The sequence below is a fragment of the Caballeronia terrestris genome, assembly GCF_001544515.1.
GTDB classification, from domain to species: Bacteria; Pseudomonadota; Gammaproteobacteria; order Burkholderiales; family Burkholderiaceae; genus Caballeronia; species Caballeronia terrestris.
Genome location: NZ_FCOL02000329.1, coordinates 1 through 1880, shown reverse-complemented (window position 1 = coordinate 1880; position 1880 = coordinate 1). Strand labels below are relative to the sequence as shown.

Sequence of the window (1880 nt, the reverse complement as noted above, 5' to 3'; positions counted from 1 at the left end):
AGCATGAACGCCTCGCGAATCAGCGCCAGTAGTTTGAGTACGCGCGGCCCGAGGAACAGGAAGCCGGCCGCCGCGAGCAACCCCCACAACAGGAACAGGCTGAGATAGAAGTCTCCCATGAAGACCGCGAACTTCAGCAGGATCGTCAACCCGTTGACCGCCACGGTAGAGGCCATCGCCGCCATTACTGCCAGCGGGGCGAGCTTCATCACGTAACCGGTGATCTTGAGCATGACGTGCGAAAGCTGGTCGATTGCCCCAACGAGAATCTTGGCCTTGTCCCCCAGCGCGGCGAGCGCGACGCCGAAGAACATCGAAAACACCACGATCTGCAGGACCTCGTTGTTGGTCATCGCCTCGGCGAAGGACCTGGGAACCATGTGGCCGACGAAGTCCTTTAGCGTAAACTTGGAGGTCGCGAGGTTCGCCGACGTGCCGATGTCGGGCAGCGGCAGTCCGAGGTTCTCGCCGGGCCGCAACAGATTGGACATGAAAAGGCCAAGGAGCAGCGAGACCAGCGACGCGGTGACGAACCAGCCCAGCGCTTTAGCGAACACGCGTCCGACCGAGGCCGCGTCCCCCATATGCGCAATCCCGACGACCAGCGTCGAAAAGACGAGCGGGCCAATCACCATCTTGATGAGACGCAGAAACACGTCCGACACGAGCGAAATGTAGCCCGCGATCTCGGTAGCCACCTTTCTGTCCGGAAAGCTCGAGTAGATCATGTAGCCGATTCCGATGCCCACCAGCATCGCGATCAGAATCCAGATGGCTGCGGAATTCTTTCTGTTCATCTCGAGGCCTCCATTCACTACGCGTGCAATTGCGGATGGAAAGGTCTAAACAGGATACGACAGAAGCGACCCGGGATGGAATTAGCTGTATCAAAGGCAGTGTGCGGCCGCCGAAAGTCGCTTGTCGGCACTACGCGTTCCAGGAGGGCAAAGATTGTGCCCATTCGATGCAGGCAAGCGTAGAGCGGGTACTCGAAAGCTCAGGATCGCGGTATCCGCTTCAGGCGATTTGATCCGTCTGAGGCGGTCCGCCGCTCGCACGGGATCAGGCCGCGATAGCCGGGCGCTTCACAAAACGCGCCGGCGGAATGCGCAAAGCCACCACGCACAGCGGCGCGTAAGAGTGTGGGTACGATGTCGCAGGGAGCGGCCATCAATCTGCCACCTGTGAAACCATTCGGCTGCTACGCCACGAACCCCGTTGGCTTGACCTCGGGATGCGCCGGATCGGCATGTTCGAGGGCGGCGAGCGACATGATGCGCTCCTCGGAAGCGTCATCGAAGCTGATTTCTCCCGCAAGATGGCCCGCGCGCATAACGAGAATGCGGTCCGAGATTGTCAGTATCTCGGGCAAGTCGCTCGAGATCACCAGGATCGCGAGGCCACCGTGGGCCAGCTCACGCATGAGCGCGTAGATCTCCGCTTTCGTTCCGACATCGACGCCGCGTGTGGGTTCATCGACGATCAGCACGCGAGGTTTCGATGCGAGCCATTTCGCGAGCACCACTTTCTGCTGGTTGCCGCCGCTCAGCAGGCCGACGAGTTGCTCGACCGTCGGCGTCTTGATCTGGAACCGCCCCACGTAGCCCTCGATCATGCGCGATTCGCGCAGCGGCCGAATCACGCTCGCGGTCGAGAGCCGGCCAAGGCCGAGCGCAGCGAGCGACAGGTTGCTGCCGACCGACATCCCGAGCACGAGCCCCTGATCCTTGCGGTCCTCGGGAACCAGACCGATGCCGAGCTTCATGGCGTCGCGAGGCTTCCTGACATTCACCGGCTTGCCTTCGACCGACACGGTTCCGGCCGTCGGCGGCGGCGCGCCGAAGATGCCCATCGCAACCTCGGAGCGGCCAGCCCCGACC

2 protein-coding genes are annotated in these 1880 nt (G+C 61.9%); both read right to left on the bottom strand.

The window, feature by feature from the left end; genetic code table 11:
* Positions 1 to 797: dicarboxylate/amino acid:cation symporter (locus tag AWB67_RS37120; RefSeq protein WP_143328492.1), on the bottom strand; the 797-nt coding region annotated here is incomplete at its 3' end.
* Positions 798 to 1201: 404 nt separating this feature from the next.
* The coding region (locus AWB67_RS37115) for an ATP-binding cassette domain-containing protein (protein ID WP_143328491.1) at positions 1202 to 1880 on the bottom strand (679 nt) is incomplete at its 5' end.